This is a genomic window from Campylobacter pinnipediorum subsp. caledonicus (assembly GCF_002022005.1).
Lineage (GTDB): Bacteria > Campylobacterota > Campylobacteria > Campylobacterales > Campylobacteraceae > Campylobacter_A > Campylobacter_A caledonicus.
The window spans coordinates 811,260-830,214 of sequence record NZ_CP017258.1; the positions used below are offsets into that span (position 1 = coordinate 811,260).

The window sequence follows — 18,955 nt, forward strand, 5'->3', positions numbered from 1 at the left end:
TAAATGAAAGCAATTATAAATATAGCACTAAAAAATGGGGTTTTAGATCCAGCAGGAAAAGCTACAGAACATGCACTTAACTCTTTAGGATTTAATAATATATCAGGAGTTAGGATAGGTAAGCAAATAGTTCTTGAAATAGATGAAACTGATAAACAAAAAGCACAAGAACAATTAAAAATTATGTGTGATGAGCTTTTGTCTAATACTGTTATAGAAGATTATGAGATAGTATTATGAAGGTAGCTATTGTATTATTTCCAGGTACAAATTGCGAACAAGATACTAAATATGCTTTTGAGCTTTTGGGTTGTGAAACTGAGATAGTTTGGCACAAACAAAATAAAATTAGTGCTGATTTAGTAGTTTTACCTGGAGGTTTTAGCTATGGTGATTATCTTAGAACAGCTGCAATAGCAAAATTTTCACCTATAATGAAAGCTGTTTTAGAGCATGCTAAAAATGGTGGATATGTTCTTGGAATTTGTAATGGCTTTCAAATGCTTCTTGAGTTGTCTTTGCTGGATGGTGCTATGAGAAGAAATGAGAGCATGAATTTTATATCAAAATACCATAAGCTTAAAGTTATATCTAATAAAAATAAATTCTTATCTAATTGTAATGAATCTGAAATTTTAAATATACCGGTGGCACATGGCGAGGGTAATTATTTTACAGATCAAGACACGTTGAAAAAACTATATGATAATGAGCAAGTTTTATTAAAGTATTGCGATGATTATGGTAATGAAATCAACCCAAATGGTTCTATTGATTTTATTGCTGGAATTTGTGATAAAAATAAAAAAATATTTGGACTTATGCCACATCCAGAGCGTGCTTGTGATTTAATACTTGGTTCTAATGATGGACTTAAAATGCTTAAAGGTTTAGTTTGTTAAAAAAATATATTCTATTTTTTCTAGTTGTTTTTTTATATGCTGAAAACTTAGATGAACCTAGTGTTTTTGATATGATGCAAAGGGATGGTATTGATAAATTTATAAAAAATAAACCATCCCAAACATCGGAATATAATAAAATATATGAGCATTTAGATAAAGATCAAATAGATAAAAGGGATATAGTTAATTTAAATCCTACAGATGAGCCTGATTTGAATATCCCTGAATATATGCTTTATGATACGATAAAAAAGAAAGATATTATTTTAAAAGTTTCTGAAATGCCAAAAGAGGTTATTGTTGGAGAGATTTTTAAAATAGATATATCTGTAAATATCCAAAGCGATTTTGACTTTGAATTTATAAGTGAATTAGATGAGACAAATTTAAATTGGTTAAATAAAAATAGTATTCAATGGGTAAAATATAAAGATAGTGAAAATTACATAGCTACTTTTTATATACAAGCAAAAAATGTAAATGCAAAAAGTGCTAGTTTTAATTTAAAATTAATTAGAAATGAAGAAGTATTTCAGCAAGGTAGTATGAATATTTTTCTTCCAAAATTAAAACAATTAAAAGCACAAAACAATTATAACAACATTGTTGCTGATTTGTTGGAAGTAAGGAAATTTAAAACTACTAAATTTGATGACACAAATAATATAATGATAGTTGAGTTATATGGCAAAAATATCAATATGGCATCATTTTATATAGATAATAAAAATATAATAAAACAAGGTATTGATACTATTGCTGGTGATTTTGGAAGCCAAAGTGCATATTATTTTGCGGTTTTTAAACCAAATAAAAAAACATTGGATTTTAACTATTATAACTTACTTAAAAGAAAATTTGATAGTTTTTCTTTACCTGTTAGTATAGAAGATGATGAAATTAGCACACAGATAGGATTAAATCCAAAGCAAAGTGATATAGTTTTTTATAAAAATAGCGTTATATACATACTTGGGCTGCTATTTTTTATTATATTTTTGATAAAAAGAAAAATATCATATTTTATTGTATTTTTAATTTTTGTAGCTATTGGTTTTTATAGTTACAATCCTTTTAGGAATGCTATTTTAAATAAAAATGTAAATGTAAAAATATTACCTACAGTTAATTCTACAGTTTTTTATACAACAACGATAGATGAAAATGTGGAGATATTGTTATATGTAGATGATTATGTGAAAGTATTATTTCATGATGGAAAAATTGGATGGGTAAAAAAAGATGATATTACCAAAAATTAAAGCTATTTATTATTTTGTAGAATTTATTATTAGTGTTGTTTTGGTTGTATTGTTTATGTGGATTTTTAAAAATAATATGCATAAAGTTAGGTGTATTTGGGCAAAAACACAAAGAATTTTAGGCTTTTATAAAGTGGAAATTATAGGAAAAGCCAAAGATGCTAATATGATCATTGTTAATCATAAGAGCATGCTTGATATAGTTGTCTTAGAAGAGGTTTATCCTAAAAATTTATGTTGGATTGCAAAAAAAGAGATAGGGAAATTGCCAATTATAGGTAAAATTATGACTTTGCCAAAGATGATTCCTGTTGATAGAGAGAGTCCTAGGGCTATAATTAATTTACTAAAAGAGGTAAAAGATAGATTAAAAGATGATCGTGTGATTGCTATTTTTCCAGAAGGGACTAGAGCAAAAGGCAATAAACTTTTAAAATTTCAAAATGGTGCAAAGGTATTGGCTGAAAAGCTAAATTTGAAAATTCAACCAGTAGTTGTTGTTGGTTCAGATATTCTTGATGTTAAAAATTTTACTTTTAAAAATGGAATTATAAAAATAGTATATATGGATCTTGTTGATACAACAAAACCTGATTGGTATGAAGATACAAGACGCAAAATGCAAGAAATTTTAGATCAAAATAGAAATGTTAATTAAGATATTAGCTGTTGGTTTAGGTGGTTTTTTTGGAGCCATTTTGAGATTTATTTTAAGTAGTGCAATTTTAAAGGCATATCCTAATTTTCCATTAGGAACTCTTTTTGTAAATGTGTTTGGTAGTTTTTTGATGGGAATTCTTTTAACATTAAATTTTGAAAATGAAAATTTAAAATTATTTATTACTACTGGTATACTAGGTGCTTTGACAACTTTTTCAACTTTTACTTATGAAAATATTGTATTTTTAAGTGACAATAACATTAAATTTTTTATACTAAATATAATTTTAAACCTATTTTTTTGTATATTGTTTTGCTATTTAGGTATATTGCTTATTAAAAAATTATAACTATTTATATTTTTTGTTTAATATACTAAATATAGTTGTTTATAAAAGTTTCATATTCTCAAATGATTCTTTTATAAATTGTTCAAAAAACTAAGTGCTTATATTCGGATTCTGTCTTTTTATTCTTGATTGAAAATCTTAAGAATAAGAAATTAGTTTAACTTACATTTTAAAAAATTTTAACTTATAAAAAGATATATTTTTGTTGGTTTGTGTTTTTATTGCTTATATATTATTTTAATTTATTTTATGTTTTATGTTAAATATATTTTGTAAGCTTTTTGAATAATCCTTTAAAAAATATCCCATTGATTTATAAAAGCTGCTTTTTGATTTTTCTATTAATTCATCGCTCAATATCGTTGCATATGGTAGGAAAAATCCTATTAGAAATTTTACTAATAACTCTTGTTTTTTTTTATTAAGTTCATTTTTGAATATTGCCGACAAAAACAGTAATTGATTTGAAATACTATCTGAAGAACCAAAAATTGGTTTAAAATTTATAGCTTTGTAAAATTTTCTTAGATCATCTTGTGCGGTTTCAAAATAAGTTCTTGCTAAAAAAATCTTTCTTAAGCTTCTAAAATCAGTCCTTACTTCCGCTAGGCTTTCATTTTCTATAAAATCTTTATATAAAACACTACCATTTTTATTTTCTTTGCTATCATTTTTTACTATCCATGAATTGCTATTTTTTATTTTTTGAAAGCTTTCTTGAGAAATTGCTTCGTTAAAATTATTTGCAAAAATTAAAGACAAAATACCATAAAATTCACCAACTCTCACATAATCTCCTTAAAATTTGACAAATTTTAGCCTAATTGAATTTAAAACAACATTTATTGAACTAAAACACATAGCAAATGCCGCATACATTGGGTTTAGCAATAGTCCAAATGTGGGGTATAAAACCCCTGCTGCTACTGGTATACAAATTAGGTTGTATATAAAAGCCCAAAAAAGATTTTGTTTTATCGTTTTCATTGTTTTTTTAGCAAGTTTTAATGTAAAGATAACATCTCGTAATTGATTTTTTACAAGCACTATATCCCCAGAGCTTTTAGCTATATCAGAGCCACTATTCATAGCTATGCCAACATCTGATTGTTTTAAACATAAAGAGTCGTTTATGCCATCACCTACAAATAAAACCTTACCTTTACTCTGTATATTTTTTAATATATTTAATTTTTCATGAGGCATAGTGTTTGCATAAAACTCATTAATTTCTAGTTTTTTAGCTACATTTTTTACACTATTTTCATTATCACCAGATATTATTATCGGAGTTATATTGTGTTTTTTTAGTTCTTGTATACTTTGTATAGCATCATCTTTTAACTCATCAGATATACCTATAGTTCCTATAAAATTATTATTTTTAGCATAATAAATAAAGCTTTGAATATCTTGTGATTGATTTTTTTCTTGATTTGGTATATCTATATTAAAATTTTCTAATAGTTTTTTGTTGCCTATTATTATTGTATTTTTATCATCTTTGTATGTCACGCCAAGACCAAGATGATTTTTAAACTCACCTTTTAAATTTAATATCTTAATATTTTTATCTTTTGCAAATTTTACTATAGCTTTTGAAATAGGGTGTTCGCTTAGATTTTCTACCGAAGATACCAGCGACAGTTCGTTTTCATCTAAATCAGAATAAGATACGCTTATCTCTCCTTTGCTAAGTGTTCCTGTTTTATCAAAAATTGCAAATTTTATATCTTTAATACTTTCTATAACTTCTGGATTTTTTATGAGTATTCCACCTTTTGCGCCCCTTGATAACGATGATATGATAGCTATTGGTGTTGCAAGACCTAGGGCGCAAGGACATGATATTATAAGAACATTTATGGCACTTATTATTGCATATGTGTAGTTTTTTGTTATTATGACCCAAATCGTAAATGTTATGATAGATAAACTTATAACAATTGGAACAAATACGTTTGCAACCTTATCAGCTAGGCGAGATACTGGCATTTTCTTTGTTGTTGCATCGCTTAAAAGTGCAAGTATTTGTGATAAAAGTGTTTGATTTGATAATTTTGTGATTTTTATTATTATATGACCGTTTGCGTTTGTTGTTCCTGCATAGACCGCATCTCCTATACCATGGTATTTTGGTATGCTTTCGCCGGTTAGTGTAGATGTGTCTATTTCCGCACCGCCTTGGATTATAACACCATCACTGGGTATATTGTATCCATTTTTTACAATCACAATATCATTTATTTTTAGATCAGCGATGGGTATCTCTTCGTTTTGTCCATCTGGTTTTATTATAGTTGCTGTTTTTGCAGACATATCCATAAGTGTTTTTAGATAATCCCCAGCTTTAGCTTTTGAACGCTCTTCTAGGAATTTACCAAGTAACACAAAGGTTATTATCATTGTTGCTCCACCAACGTATATATGCGTTAGATTATTTGGTAATAAATCTTTAAAGATAATAACAAAAACAGAATGAAAAAGTGCGCTTAAAGACCCTAGTGCAACCAATACATTCATATCATAATTTTTGTTTCTTAAAGACCCAATTGCATGAGAAAAAAACATTTTTCCATTATAAAATATTGCAAAAATAGCGAGTAAAATCATTATTGTGTTTATAATAATTGTCTGATTAAAAAATATTTCAAGCGACATTATTATACAAGAGATAATTAGTGCAGATATAAAGTTATTTCTTAGATTTAATACATATAATCTTTGTTTTTCTTCAAATTCTTCTATATTAAAAGCTATGTCGTAGCCTAGTTTTTTTATTTTAGCTTTTAGGTTTTGTAAAATTTCATCATCTTTTACTTCAAATTCTCCAACCCCATTTGCAAAATTTACTTTTGCACTACTAACCCCATCTACTTTTAGAGCTACTCTCTCAACAGCGTTTGAGCAGTTTACACAACTCATTCCGCTTATATTTAGCTTAATTTTTTGCATTTTATAGTTCTTTTGAAACCTCAAAACCAAGATCATCAAGCTCTGATTTAAATTTTTCTATATCATCGCTATTTTTCAAATCAACACTTACAATTTTAGGTTCAACACTTAAATCAACTTCTATATCACCAAATTCATCACTTAGTGCATTTTTGATTGTGTTGGCACAATTTTCACAATGTATGTTTAAAACCTCAAATTTTTTCATTTTATATCCTTTATCATGTGTTTAAAATTTTTATCATATACTCTAAAATCTTGGTCATATAAAAATCCAAGTCTTTGATAAAATTGTATAGTTTTTTCTTTATGATTATCTACAATAAGCGATATTTTATTATAGTTTTTATCTTTTGCTAAAATGTCAGTGTGACTTATGAGTTTAGTTGCTATTTTGTTGCCTCTGTATTTTTCATCCACAGCTATTGCATCTATATAATACTCATCATCAAAACACTCTTTTTCAAAGATATCTTTATAATGCTCATCAAGATAGCCAACATCTTTGCCGCCATAACTTACCATGACACCAACAATTTTATTATCTTTTTCAAAAACAGTTGTATTTTTATAGCTTATACGACACTGTTCGCTTTTAAACATACTTATCAAAAAATCATTTGTGTATTTTTCATCATTGCTCTTGCTTATAGTGTATATAATATCATCAAGAGCCAGTTTTAAAAGATTTATGCATTGATTTGCTTCATTGGTATTTGCTTTTCTTATCATTTTGTAATTATAAAATTTCAAATTAAATTTATTACTAATGTTTGTTTCGATTTTTTATAATAAAAATATTATCGCAGGATTAGGGATATTGTTATCCCTAATAAATTTTTACATGTAGTTTAAAAGACTTAGTTGATTTATCTTTGAGGTTGCTTGAAGCATAGCTTGATAGCTCATCATTTTTTGAGTTAAGCTTAGATATGATTCAGCATAATCAGCATCTATAACCTCGCTTTTTACACTAGCAACATTTACTTTCATCAAGCTAGCTCTTTCGTTTGTTTCTTTTAGTAAATTTGTATAAGAACCTATTTTTACTTTTTCTTTATTTATATGATCCATTATATGATCTATTCTTTCTATTGCGCCTTGAACTCCGTTGTTTCTAGGGTCTGCATTTTTAGAATCACTTCTTTGAAATCCATTTCTAACAGCATAAATCATTTTCTCCAAGTCTTTAAATATATCTATAGATGGTTCATCTATAGCCTGTGCATTATTTTGCATAAAGCTAAATATTGATCCTTTGCCTTGTTTTGTATCCTGTGCGTTTCCGGTGCTATCACCAAAAAATTTACCACTTTCTTTGTCATTATATATAGCAACATCTATATTTGTAACAGATTGTGTTTTATCTGTTACTACTATTCTTCCTCTGTGATCTAGATTAACATCTATAGCACCTTTTGATTTATCTATGCTTCTTTTGTATTCCTCATAGTTTTCTTTTCTTTTTTCTAAACCATCTTTGGTTGCTATTTTGATATCTTTTTCTAAATTTTTTTGTTCAGGTATATTATCGCTTGCAACCATTCCTATGATATCCATTAGTTGTCTATATGTAAAATCATCTGTTTGTGTTGGGTATTGTCCAAATTCATCTGAGTTGTAAACAACTAAATTTCTATCTTTATCTGGTTCAAATGGATTTGAACCATCGGGATTTTTGCCTTTTATTGAAAAACTAACAGGTTTACTAGGATTTTTTGTACCTAGGTTGACTTTTATATCATATTCTACACCATTTCTTGAATTTATCTTTAGATTTATTTCTTCATTGTCTATATCGTATCCATCCGGCTTATTTCTTATATGTGGATATAAGCTTTCTGCGCCAGCAACTTCACTTAATCTAGTTGAGTCTTTAGCAAATTCTCCGGTAAAACGGTTGATTTGGCTTACATTTGTTGTTAGAGTATTGTCTTTTTTTTCTAATCTTACTTTGTCAAAATCAAAACTGTCTACCGTTTTCCCACTTTGATCTTTATAGATATTTTTTGTAAAATCAGTAATATGGATTAATTTATTATCAAATTTTTTTTCTAATGTTGCGAGATCTTCAACATTTGCTGGATCATCTGCTACTTTACCAGGCAATCCGGCTTTATTATCTACTATTTGGGTAGCACCTACAAGACTCATGTTTAAATTTTGACTACCTTTTGTTAAATCTTTTACAACTATTTGACCATCGTTGTTTATATTTACATCTACAACTTTGCTTGTCGCTGTGTTTCCAAACTCTTGCCCTATTTTATCCATAAAACCACGCATTGTTGATTCCGCAGTTAGTGAAAATTTACTGGTAAATGTTGTCCCATCTGTTTTTGTTCCTTGAAGATAAAAAAAGGTATTTGGAAATTTTATATTTTTATCAACAAAATCATGATCTTGATCTAAGCCATTTTTATCTTTTACATAATTTAAACCAATTAAGTTCTTAAGAGTACTTTCTTCATTTAAATATTTTGGATTTTCTTTGGCATCTTTTTTTGTTTGATCTGTAAGTCTAACATTAGTTGTTATAGTTTTATGATAGTCATTGTCTTTTCCTAAAAATAGATCAAATCCATTTAAATTAAAAGGTATATCAATTTTTGAACCAGAAATTGTTGTCATATTTTCTTCATTTCCATTGTAGCTACCATTTTGGCTTATTGGCTTTGTGTCAACAGCACTTCCTGAAAATAAAAATTGACCATTTATAGAAGTATTGGCTATATTCATAAGGTGATTTTTTATACCTTCTAAGTCATTCGCTATGGCTCCAAGTGATGTTGTATCGTGTACACCACTAGCCGCTTGAACCAATTTAACTTTGAAATTTTCAAGTTGTTTGCTAAATTCTTGCAATGATTTGTCAGAATTTTTTGAAAAATTTTGAGATTTTGATGTAGCTTCGGTTACTTGTTCTAAAGTAGTAATTTCGTAATCAAGTCTCATAGCATCACTGTATGTTCCAGCTGCTTCATATGATTTTTGTATTTTTAAACCACTTGAAAGTTGCATATGGTGCTTTTGAACACCTTGCATTCCACGCTGATAATCATACATAGTTTGGGCGTATTTCCATTGGTTTGTTATTCTCATTATTGTATCCTTAACTTCAATACTAAGATATTAAGCAAAATTAATTCCATAAAATGCTTTAGTTATTGATTTATAAATACTATATCGGATGATATTTCATTTTTTTTATATATAATCACATAAATATAAAAAAATGATTTTATTTAAGGATATTTTATGAAAATACTGTTTTCTCCTAGTGAAAGCAAAACCAATATTGATAGTGCTAAAAATATCAGTAAGGATTGCTTTATTTTTGAAGATTTGTTTGATAAAAGAATGAAAATTATAAATATATATAATGAATTTATAAAAAATAGCACTGAAAAAGATCTATGTAAGTTGTTTGGTTTAAAAACATACAATGACAGCTTAAGATATGATTTGTTTGAAAAAGGTTGTATAAAGGCTATTTTAAGATATAACGGTGTTGGATATAAATATTTGGATTATTTAAACTTGGATGAATATTCTCAAAAATATATAGATAATAATGTTTTAATATTTTCAAATTTATTTGGTCCAATTTTAGCAAAAGACATGATACCAGAATACAAGCTAAAACAAGGAGAAAGAATACAAAAATTAAATATAGAAAAATTTTACAAAGATAATTTCAGTTTATATATTGATGAATTTTTAAAAGATGAAGTTATCTTGGATTTAAGGGCAGGGTATTATGAAAAATTTTACGATATAAAAAAAGAGTATTTTTCTTTTAAATTTATAAAAAATGGTAAGGTGGTTAGTCATTTTGCAAAAGCCTATAGAGGAATTTTACTAAAAGAGATAGCTAATAACAATATAAATACTAAAGACGAGCTTATGAATTTAAATATTAGGGGTTTAAAGCTACTAGAAATAAGAAAGATAAAATCAAAAAATGAATTAATTTTTAAAATAATTGGCTAAATTGTGATTTTTTTAACTTTTTAGCAATTTTTTGTTTGAAATGTATTGTATTTTTTCAAAAAAAATTGTAGAATACCCCAATAATACTTTTAAAGTAAAGGATGTTTAAAATGAAAAAAGCTGATTTTGTTCAAGCTGTTGCTGAGAAAACTGGACTATCTAAAAAAGATTCTCTAAAAGCTGTTGATTCTACACTAGAAGTTATAACAGAAGCTTTGGTAAATGGTGATAGTATTAGTTTTATAGGATTTGGTACATTTAGTACTGCTGATAGAGCTGCTAGACAAGCTAGAGTTCCTGGAACTAAAAAAGTTATAGATGTTCCTGCTAGCAAAGCTGTTAAATTTAAAGTTGGAAAAAAATTAAAAGAAGTAGTTGCAGCTAGCGTTAAAAAAACTAAGAAAAAATAATAATATCTTAATTTTATATGTTTGGTTTGTTTTTTCAAACCAAACTTTTTTTATGCCCGAGTGGTGAAACTGGTAGACGCGCTAGACTCAAAATCTGGTAAGGGCAACCTTGTGTCGGTTCGAGTCCGACCTCGGGCACCACTAATATATTTTTATTCCCTTTTATTCTATTCAAAAATCACTTACAAAGCACGATAAAAAGGCACTTTCAAGGCGTTTATTACTTTCTATTCCATTCAATTGCTTTTATTACTTTCAAACTTTTTTACTGACTGAGTTATTGACTAATAAAAAAATATTGGATAAATTTAGATTTTAGTCAATAAAAAAGTATAAACATGTCTAAAATATCTAATTCACTAACTGTGATAAATTTAAATTCAAAAGATAAGCTTGTTTATTTGTAAGTGTAAGTAAAACCTAAAAAAGGCTTTACTTTAAATTATTTTATAAGTTGTTTTGCAACATCTTGTGCATATTGAAGTTCTGTTGTTATACCAACGCAAGAACAGTTTATCTCGCTTAAAACATAAACATCATTCCCATCTTTATCATAATCAAGGATATAATCTAAAGTCCAAAGTAAAGGATAATCAAAACCTTCTAAATAAGGTTTTATGTCTTTTATACCTTGCTGTGATAATGCTAGCACATCAGACCATTTTGGATCATCTGGCTTGTCATATTGGTATTTTGCACCCGAGAAAAGGGTAGCAGAAAACTCGCCTTCTTTCGGTTTTTTATGAACTATTGAAACTGGCTTTTCTTTAACTAAAAGTACTCTTATTTCACCTTCACTAATTCTTTTTAGATATTTGCAACTTACAAAGCCTTTTTTACCTTTAAAATATACCGCATTTGGATCTTCTTCTTCAAAATTATTTTTAAAGTTAGTTATAAAATCGTCTAAACTTTTAAAGTTTTCTTTTTTATTATTAACAGCTTCTGTGCAAGTTACACTTTCATCATCATTTAACTTTACAAGATAAACACCTTCACCAGTTGAGCCATAATTTGTCTTCAAAACTCTTATTTTTTCTCTTTTTAAAATTTCTGGCAATTCAGCTTTAAACTCTTTGTAGTTTTGATAAAATTTAGTACTTTCTTCCCCCATTGCTGTCAATTTTAGCTTTTCTAATATATCTTTTAAGTCTAAATTTTTCATAACATCTGGATGAGTGTGCACAACTACACCTTCATCACTTAGTTTTTTTAAAAACTGAAAATACTCATCAACTTCTTTTAAATTACCTGGATTTATGCGGCTTATTATATGTAAGGCATTTTCTTTTAGATATTCAAATAATTTGTCTTTTTTATCTGGAACATAAAAAACTATCTCTGTATCTAGTTTTGTAAATTCTTTTATTGCATTTAAAATAGGCTTAGTATCAGGTCTAAAACCATCAAAACCTTTGTCTGTTCCCTTGCTATACTCTATAACAAAAACTTTTTTCATTAAAAACTCCTTAATATTTAATAATAATTATAACATTTTATATTTAATAATAACTTTAGCGTAATAAATATATAAAAAATTAAAAATTCATATAAATATAATTAAATTAAATAAATTTGGTGATAATTTTTTAAATATAAAATTTAACCACTGATAGTATATTGTAAAGTTTTTTTGAAATGAAATTAGAATTTATTTAATATTTGATAAAAATATAATTATTGAAATATTTTTTAAATATATTAAGTTTTGGCAAAAAATTTTACAAAAACTTGTTTTTTAGTTTTATAAAGCTGGGAAAACCAGCTTTATGTTAATTATTCTAGGGCAATTCTATCCATTTTTGGGCTATTCTTACTGCATTAGTCGCAGCACCTACACGGATTTGGTCAGCACAACACCATAAATGTAAAATATTATCACGGAAGTTGTCAACCCTAATTCTACCAACATAAGTTTCATTAGTGTCGCTTGAAATCATAGGCATAGGATATTCTTTTTTGCTTGGTTCATCTAACACAACAATACTTGGAGCATCTCTTAAAACATCTCTAGCTTTATTGGCATCTACTGAATTTCTAAAGTGTATAGTGATGGCTTCTGAGTGACTTCTAAGAACAGGAACACGAACACAAGTAGCCGATACTTCAATGTTTTTATGAAGTATCTTTTGTGTTTCATTTACCATCTTCATTTCTTCTTTTGTGTAATCATTATCAAGGAAAACATCTATATGTGGTATTAGATTTAAAGCAAGCTGATGAGCAAAAACCTTAGGCTCGCACTCTCTAAGTTTAAATTCAAAAAACTTTTGCATTTGGGTTACCAACTCTTCCATGCCCTCTTTACCTGCGCCACTTGCTGCTTGATATGTAGCAACATCAACACGCTCTATATCAAAAACATCATCAAGAGGTTTTAAAATTTGCACCATTTGAATGGTAGAACAATTTGGATTTGCTATAATTCCTCTTTCTTGCCAAGCATTTATATCAGCTGGGTTGCACTCAGGAACAACCAATGGAATATCGGCATTCATTCTAAAATGGCTAGTATTATCAATAACAACAGCCCCACTAGCCGCTGCAAGTGGTGCAAATTTTTCTGAAACCGAAGCGCCAGCACTAAAAAACGCTATGTCTATCTCATGTTCTTCAAAACTAGTTTGTGTAAGTTCTTTAACTTTATAGCTTTTACCACGAAATTCTATCTCGCTTCCTGCGCTTTTTGCGCTAGCAAGTGGTAACACCTCGCCAACAGGAAAATTTACATCTTCTAAAACATTAAAAATTTCTTCCCCAACAGCTCCAGTTGCACCGACAACAGCAATATTAAATTTCTTCATCAATACTCCTTTAAATTGTATTTTTTTATTAGTTTTTCTATATCTTCAGTGCTTAAGTTTAAAATAGATGATGCCTCGTTTAAATTAAAATCAACACTACTTATAACATCTATAAAAAAGTCTTTTTTTATCTCACTTATCTCTTTTTTCTTTCTACTTTGGATAAACAAATCATCTGCTTTTATATATCTATCTTCGCTTAGTATAGCTGCTCTTTCTATGATGGATATAAGTTCTCTTATGTTTCCAGGATAATCATAACTAAGTAATTCTTCCATAGCTTCTTCGCTAAGTTCTTTTTCTTCTAGACTATATTTTTTGCAAATATTTTCTAAGGTTTTTTTAGAGATTGGTATTATCTCTTCTTTTCTATCTTTTAGTGGTGGTATAAGTATTGGTATAGTATTTAGTCTATAATACAAATCTTGTCTAAATTTTCCATCTTCTATTAAGTTTTGTAAGTTTGCATTTGTTGCACATAAAATTCTAACATCTACTTTTATGCTTTTTAAGCTGCCGAGTCTTGTTATTTCTCTTTCTTGTAAAGCTCTTAGTAATTTTGGTTGCAAATTTATAGGCATTTCTCCTATCTCATCTAAAAATAGTGTTCCTCCATTTGCTAATTCAAATTGACCTATTTTTTGAGCTATTGCATCTGTAAAAGCGCCTTTTTCATATCCAAATAGTTCGCTTTCTATTAGATTTTCAGGTATTGCTGCCATGTTTATTGCAACAAAAGGCTTATCTTTTCTGTTTGAGTTTTTGTGTATGTATTTTGCAAAAACTTCTTTCCCAACACCACTTTCGCCCATTATCATTATGCTTGTATCTGTTTTAGCTGCTTTTAATGCTATGTTTAAAACCTTCTTTAAAGCTTCAGATGGATTTGTAAAATCATTATTTGTTTTTATATTTTTGATTTTTTTTACAGATTTTATTTTTTCACGCTCTAATTTTACTCTTTTTATTGCCTCGTATAGCGTGTTTATATCAAATGGTTTTGTTAAAAAGTCCTTAACCCCAAGCCTTACACTTTCTATTGCTCTATTTAATGTGGCATTTCCGGTCATGATAATAACATCATATTTATTTTCTAGTTGTTTGATAAACTCAATACCATCAATTCCTGGCATATTTATATCTGTTATTATTAGGTCTATACTATCATCTAGTTTTTTCAAAGCTTCGTTTGCATTTTTATAAGTTTTGATATTTAATTCTTGAAATTCACTAAGACTAATTTCAAGAGATTTTCTCATATTTATATCATCTTCAACTATTGCTATATTCATAATTACTCGCTTTCAATAATAAAAATAATAGCCGAATTTGACTTAAAATCTATTGTAAAATAAATAGGGTTTATAGTTAATTTAGTTTCGTTTAAAAAATTTAAACCATATTTTTTTGATGTGCTTTTTATAAATGTTTTGTTTAATGAAAAACATTCAAATAATTTATCTTTATTTAAATTCAAATAATCAATTGTTTTTGTATCTTTATCTTTTGAATTATTAATTTCACATAAAAATTTTAATTTCCCATATCTCTTTACCATGGGTTTTGAAATATTGAAATTTTCAGAATAGGTTGCATTGTTTTTGAAATTTAGATCAGCCCAGAAGATAAAATCTTCCGAGCCAAAAAGTATATAACTTATGAGTATTAATAAGCAAAAATTTCGTGCCACTTGTCTTTATTTATATTTAGTGTCATATTTACTTTATAAAGTCCATTTTTAAACTCTTCGCTTACTATGCTGGCATTTTTTACAAGTCCTTGAACTTTTGTTGTGATTGTAGAATCTTTAAGCATAGCATCCTTTACTGTATCTTGTGAGTTGATTTTTACTCCATATAATTTTCCTGCAAGTTGTGAGTATGCATCTGCTATGGCTGCCCTTTTTGCAAGTGTTAGAGCTTGTGCGTGAGATATAGCATTTGTGGGTGCTATACCTTCACCAACTGCATTAAAACTTACATCTATTGGTTCTGTTGCGAATGTCATTTTTTCTTTTTTTATAACTTCTCTTAAATCATCTTTATCTACTTTTTGGATCACAATATCACTAGGTATTGTAGTTGGTTCTCCAAAAAAGCCATTAAAAGAGCATGCGCTAAAAGAAACCAAAACAATGGCTGATAAAAAAGTTATTTTTTTCATAATTTTATATACCTTAATTAAATTTATACTTTATGCTTGTGAAGCAAAAATTATTCCAAATTTAAAGTTTCATCATCAATGATATCTTCATCGTTTTCTGTGCTTTCTGTTTTTGGACAACTTGCTATACTTACAACTTCATCACCATCTACATTTACAACTATAACACCACTTGTATTTCTACCAGCTTTACGTATACTTTGCATATCAACTCTTATCATTTTTCCGCTAGTTGTAAGAGCCATAAGATCCATATCATCATCAACCATAACTACACCAACAAGATCGCCAGTCCTACCTGTAAGTTTCATGCAAATAACGCCTTTTCCACCGCGATTTGTTAGTCTATATTCATCTGCTGTTGTTCGTTTTCCTATACCTTTTTGAGATATGCTTAATACCTCTTGTGAATTATTTTCTATAACAGCCGCGCCAACAACTTCATCATTTTGCTCTTTAAATTTAATACCAGTAACACCTCTAGCCGTTCTACCCATTTGTCTAACTTTGTGAACATTAAATTTAAGACACATACCCTTTTTAGTAACGATAAATAGCATTTTACTTTCATCTTGACTCTCAACACCTTCTTCTGTGTTTTCATCTTCAATGATAGTGTTAGTTTGGTTTTTTTCTATATCTTCTGTATTTTCATCTTCAAATGATAAATCAACACCATCTCCTTCAACTATCAATGCTGTTACAAGCTCATCATTTTCATCTAAATTTATAGCTTTAACGCCTATTGAACGAATGTTCTTAAACTCGCTTAAATTTGTTCTTTTTACAACACCATTTTTTGTAAAAAATGCAAGTGATTTACTTTCATCAAAATCAGTTGTTGGTATGATAGCTTTTATCTTTTCATCAGGTTGAAGCTGAACTAAATTTACCACAGCTTTGCCTTTTGCTGTTCTGCTTCCTTCTGGAATTTTATATACTTTTAACCAATAAAGCTGACCACGGTCAGTAACAAACATTAGTGTATCATGAGTGTTGCTAGTAAAGAAGCTTTCTATAAAATCATCATCATAAGTAGTAACTGCTAATTTACCTTTGCCGCCTCTTCTTTGTTTTTCGTATTGTTTGCTTGGTACTCTTTTTATATACCCGCGGTGAGTTATTGTAACTACCATATTTTCATTAGGTATCAAATCTTCTATATCTATATCATCATAGTCATCGACTATTTCTGTAATTCTAGGAACTTTAAATTTATTTTTTATCTCTTTTAGTTCTTCTTTTATGATTTCTTCAAGTAATGTTTCGCTTTTTAGAATTTCGCTAAGTCTTTTTATCTCAGCCATAAGTTCTTTTAGTTCGTTTTCTAGTTTTTCTCTTTCAAGTCCTGTTAGCTTACTTAATCTCATATCAAGTATCGCATCGGCTTGTAATCTACTGAGTCCAAAGCTGCTCATCAAGCCTTCTCTTGCTGTTTGAGTATCTGGGCTTGAACGTATTAGGTTTATTACGGCATCTATATTGTCAAGCGCTATTTTTAAACCCTCTAAAATATGTGCTCTTGCTTTTGCCTTTTCAAGGTCAAAGATCGTTCTTCTTATTATTATAGTTTTTCTATGATTTAAGAAAAGTTTTAAAAGTTCTATCAATGTAAATACTTTTGGCTCTTTGTTGTCAATAGCAAGCATTATTACACCAAAAGTAGTTTCCATTGTTGTAGATTTAAATAAGTTATTCAGTACAATATCGCTCATAGCATCGCGTTTAAGCTCTATAACTACCCTTATACCTTCTCTATCACTTTCATCTCTAACTTCGCTAATTCCATCTATTTGTTTATCTTTTACTAAGTCAGCTATTTGTTCTATAAGTCTTGCTTTATTTGTTTGATAAGGAAGTTCATCTATTACTATTACATCTTTGTTTGGTTTTTTTTCTATGTGTGTTTTTGCTCTTACTTTAACACGACCTCTACCTGTTCTATATGCTTCTATAATGCCTTTTTTGCCAAATATTATACCGCCAGTTGGAAAATCTGGTCCTTTTATATGTTGCATAACTTCTTCTAAGCTAGCATCTTTATTATCAAGAACTAGTAAAAGACCATCTATTAACTCATCTAAGCTATGGGGCGGAATATTTGTAGCCATACCGACAGCTATACCACTTGAGCCGTTTAATAATAAATTTGGAATCCTGCTAGGTAAAACATCAGGTTCTATTTCGCTACCATCATAGTTTGGTATAAAATCAACAGTTTCTTTTTCTATATCACTTAGTATGTCTTCTGACAGCTTTGTCATCTTTGCTTCCGTGTAACGCATGGCGGCTGCACTGTCGCCATCTATAGAACCAAAGTTTCCTTGTCCATCAACACTTGGATAACGCATAGAAAAGCTTTGAGCCATTCTTACTAATGCATCATATACAGCTGTATCTCCGTGTGGGTGGTATTTACCTATAACATCACCGACAATTCTTGCTGATTTTACATATTTTGCGCTACTTCTTACGCCTAATTTGTGCATAGCATATAAAATTCTTCTATGAACAGGTTTTAAACCATCTCTAGCATCAGGCAAAGCACGACCTATAATAACACTCATAGAATAATCAAGATAACTTGCTTTTATAGAATCTTCAATATCTATGATTTCAATATCTTGGGTTTGATTTAAAATATTTTCTTCCATTTTTATCCTTAAATATAACTAATTTATTCTATCAAAAAATTAATAAAAACTTCCTAAATAGCATTTGTTTTTTTATGTTTAAAATGATATAATAAAAATCTTTAGTAGTTGTTTGGAGGATAAAGTGTTCTGGTGTCACTCACGGACTTCAAATCCGAGGACAGGGCGGTTGACCGTTTTGTGGGGAGTTCGATTCTCTCATCCTCTCGCCATTTTTTAGTTAAGCAATCTTAAAAAAGAGTATACATTTTTAACACTTTGTATATGTTTTGCATACCATATTGCATATTCTTCTTGTTTTTTTGAGTTAATTATCCCACTAAATACAACATCACAACCAACAATACTGACTCTTATTCGTGTTGCATTTATTTTTTTATCTGTAAAAAGTTCTTTTTTTAGACTCGCTAAAATAGCTAAGTTGTTACAAGGATAGTTTTTTTGTTTTACTTTTAGATAAGTATATATTTTTTTAACACCATTTGTATTTTTTGCTAAATCTATGATTATATTTCTATATTTTTCAGAATCAATAAGTCCTATAAGATAGACATTTGAATAAAAAGATTCTACTTCCAAATCTAGACTATTTAAACCTTTTGTTGCAAATATTTTTGTTTGAATTTTGGTTTTAATTAATTTATCTTTTGCAATAGAATAAATTCCTCTTTGATCTTTAGAGATAGAGTATGCATCATATACTGTTATTACGTTAGATACAGGCATAAAAGCATTACCAACACAGCCATTTAGAATTGTTAAATAAAAAATACATAATATAAATTTATAAATTATTATG

19 protein-coding genes and 2 tRNA genes are annotated in these 18,955 nt (G+C 28.3%); 9 read left to right on the forward strand and 12 right to left on the reverse strand.

What is annotated here, in order from left to right:
- Positions 1 to 3: 3 nt before the first annotated feature.
- From purS to crcB, 5 genes are read left to right on the forward strand one after another with little or no spacing between them, the layout of a single operon-like run.
- The gene (gene purS / locus CPIN18021_RS04115) at positions 4 to 240 is read left to right on the forward strand and encodes a phosphoribosylformylglycinamidine synthase subunit PurS (RefSeq protein WP_078424473.1); all 237 of its coding nucleotides are present in this window, start codon (positions 4 to 6) and stop codon (positions 238 to 240) included.
- Positions 237 to 902: a phosphoribosylformylglycinamidine synthase subunit PurQ gene (gene purQ, locus CPIN18021_RS04120; protein ID WP_078424474.1), complete on the forward strand. Its 666-nt coding sequence runs from the start codon at positions 237 to 239 to the stop codon at positions 900 to 902. The genes purS and purQ overlap by 4 nt, the downstream gene beginning before the upstream one ends.
- Positions 896 to 2,167 carry an SH3 domain-containing protein gene (locus CPIN18021_RS04125; RefSeq protein WP_078424475.1) on the forward strand — a complete coding sequence of 424 codons (1,272 nt, stop codon included), beginning with the start codon at positions 896 to 898 and terminating at the stop codon, positions 2,165 to 2,167. The genes purQ and CPIN18021_RS04125 overlap by 7 nt, the downstream gene beginning before the upstream one ends.
- Positions 2,148 to 2,825: a lysophospholipid acyltransferase family protein gene (locus tag CPIN18021_RS04130; protein ID WP_078424476.1), complete on the forward strand. Its 678-nt coding sequence runs from the start codon at positions 2,148 to 2,150 to the stop codon at positions 2,823 to 2,825. Before CPIN18021_RS04125 ends, CPIN18021_RS04130 begins: the two co-directional genes overlap by 20 nt.
- Entirely contained in the window at positions 2,815 to 3,177 is a 363-nt protein-coding gene (gene crcB / locus CPIN18021_RS04135) for a fluoride efflux transporter CrcB (protein ID WP_078424477.1), read from the forward strand. Before CPIN18021_RS04130 ends, crcB begins: the two co-directional genes overlap by 11 nt.
- A 237-nt stretch (positions 3,178 to 3,414) precedes the next feature.
- Here crcB and CPIN18021_RS04140 read toward each other — a convergent pair whose 3' ends face one another.
- The 5 genes from CPIN18021_RS04140 to CPIN18021_RS04160 form a co-directional block, all read right to left on the reverse strand.
- Positions 3,415 to 3,966 carry a hypothetical protein gene (locus tag CPIN18021_RS04140; RefSeq protein WP_078424478.1) on the reverse strand — a complete coding sequence of 184 codons (552 nt, stop codon included), beginning with the start codon at positions 3,964 to 3,966 and terminating at the stop codon, positions 3,415 to 3,417.
- Between the two features lie 9 nt (positions 3,967 to 3,975).
- Positions 3,976 to 6,132, reverse strand: coding sequence for a heavy metal translocating P-type ATPase (locus tag CPIN18021_RS04145; protein WP_078424479.1), 2,157 nt, complete (start codon positions 6,130 to 6,132; stop codon positions 3,976 to 3,978).
- 1 nt (position 6,133) lies between these two features.
- Positions 6,134 to 6,340 (reverse strand): heavy-metal-associated domain-containing protein, encoded by a 207-nt coding sequence (locus CPIN18021_RS04150; RefSeq protein WP_078423277.1) that lies wholly within the window; start codon positions 6,338 to 6,340, stop codon positions 6,134 to 6,136.
- Positions 6,337 to 6,864: a GNAT family N-acetyltransferase gene (locus tag CPIN18021_RS04155; RefSeq protein ID WP_078424480.1), complete on the reverse strand. Its 528-nt coding sequence runs from the start codon at positions 6,862 to 6,864 to the stop codon at positions 6,337 to 6,339. Before CPIN18021_RS04155 ends, CPIN18021_RS04150 begins: the two co-directional genes overlap by 4 nt.
- 108 nt (positions 6,865 to 6,972) lie before the next feature.
- Positions 6,973 to 9,234, reverse strand: a complete 2,262-nt coding sequence (locus CPIN18021_RS04160; RefSeq protein WP_078424481.1) for a flagellin N-terminal helical domain-containing protein — start codon at positions 9,232 to 9,234, stop codon at positions 6,973 to 6,975.
- A gap of 156 nt (positions 9,235 to 9,390) precedes the next feature.
- Between CPIN18021_RS04160 and CPIN18021_RS04165 the strand changes: the two genes are divergently transcribed.
- The 3 genes from CPIN18021_RS04165 (at position 9,391) to CPIN18021_RS04175 (ending at position 10,676) form a co-directional block, all read left to right on the forward strand.
- Entirely contained in the window at positions 9,391 to 10,125 is a 735-nt protein-coding gene (locus tag CPIN18021_RS04165) for a YaaA family protein (RefSeq protein ID WP_078424482.1), read from the forward strand.
- 110 nt (positions 10,126 to 10,235) lie between these two features.
- Complete coding sequence (locus CPIN18021_RS04170; protein ID WP_069636441.1) at positions 10,236 to 10,535, forward strand: HU family DNA-binding protein; 300 nt, start codon at positions 10,236 to 10,238, stop codon at positions 10,533 to 10,535.
- Between the two features lie 54 nt (positions 10,536 to 10,589).
- Positions 10,590 to 10,676, forward strand: a tRNA-Leu gene (locus tag CPIN18021_RS04175).
- 301 nt (positions 10,677 to 10,977) lie between these two features.
- Here the strand turns inward: CPIN18021_RS04175 and CPIN18021_RS04180 are convergent.
- The 6 genes from CPIN18021_RS04180 to gyrA form a co-directional block, all read right to left on the reverse strand.
- On the reverse strand, positions 10,978 to 11,994 hold the full coding sequence (locus CPIN18021_RS04180; RefSeq protein WP_078424483.1) for a Cj0069 family protein: 1,017 nt from the start codon (positions 11,992 to 11,994) through the stop codon (positions 10,978 to 10,980).
- A 322-nt stretch (positions 11,995 to 12,316) separates the two neighbouring features.
- Entirely contained in the window at positions 12,317 to 13,339 is a 1,023-nt protein-coding gene (locus CPIN18021_RS04185) for an aspartate-semialdehyde dehydrogenase (RefSeq protein WP_078424484.1), read from the reverse strand.
- Positions 13,339 to 14,631, reverse strand: coding sequence for a sigma-54-dependent transcriptional regulator (locus tag CPIN18021_RS04190; protein WP_069632180.1), 1,293 nt, complete (start codon positions 14,629 to 14,631; stop codon positions 13,339 to 13,341). The genes CPIN18021_RS04185 and CPIN18021_RS04190 overlap by 1 nt, the downstream gene beginning before the upstream one ends.
- A gap of 2 nt (positions 14,632 to 14,633) precedes the next feature.
- A complete protein-coding gene (locus CPIN18021_RS04195) occupies positions 14,634 to 15,029 on the reverse strand; it encodes a hypothetical protein (RefSeq protein ID WP_078424485.1) in 396 nt (131 codons plus the stop codon).
- Positions 15,005 to 15,502 (reverse strand): LPP20 family lipoprotein, encoded by a 498-nt coding sequence (locus CPIN18021_RS04200; RefSeq protein ID WP_069632179.1) that lies wholly within the window; start codon positions 15,500 to 15,502, stop codon positions 15,005 to 15,007. Before CPIN18021_RS04200 ends, CPIN18021_RS04195 begins: the two co-directional genes overlap by 25 nt.
- Before the next feature lie 50 nt (positions 15,503 to 15,552).
- Positions 15,553 to 18,156: a DNA gyrase subunit A gene (gyrA, locus tag CPIN18021_RS04205; RefSeq protein ID WP_078423284.1), complete on the reverse strand. Its 2,604-nt coding sequence runs from the start codon at positions 18,154 to 18,156 to the stop codon at positions 15,553 to 15,555.
- 114 nt (positions 18,157 to 18,270) lie between these two features.
- Between gyrA and CPIN18021_RS08895 the strand changes: the two genes are divergently transcribed.
- Positions 18,271 to 18,368: transfer RNA gene (locus CPIN18021_RS08895), tRNA-Sec, on the forward strand.
- 4 nt (positions 18,369 to 18,372) lie between these two features.
- Here CPIN18021_RS08895 and CPIN18021_RS04210 read toward each other — a convergent pair.
- Positions 18,373 to 18,882 (reverse strand): BON domain-containing protein, encoded by a 510-nt coding sequence (locus CPIN18021_RS04210; protein WP_078423285.1) that lies wholly within the window; start codon positions 18,880 to 18,882, stop codon positions 18,373 to 18,375.
- Between the last annotated feature and the right edge of the window lie 73 nt (positions 18,883 to 18,955).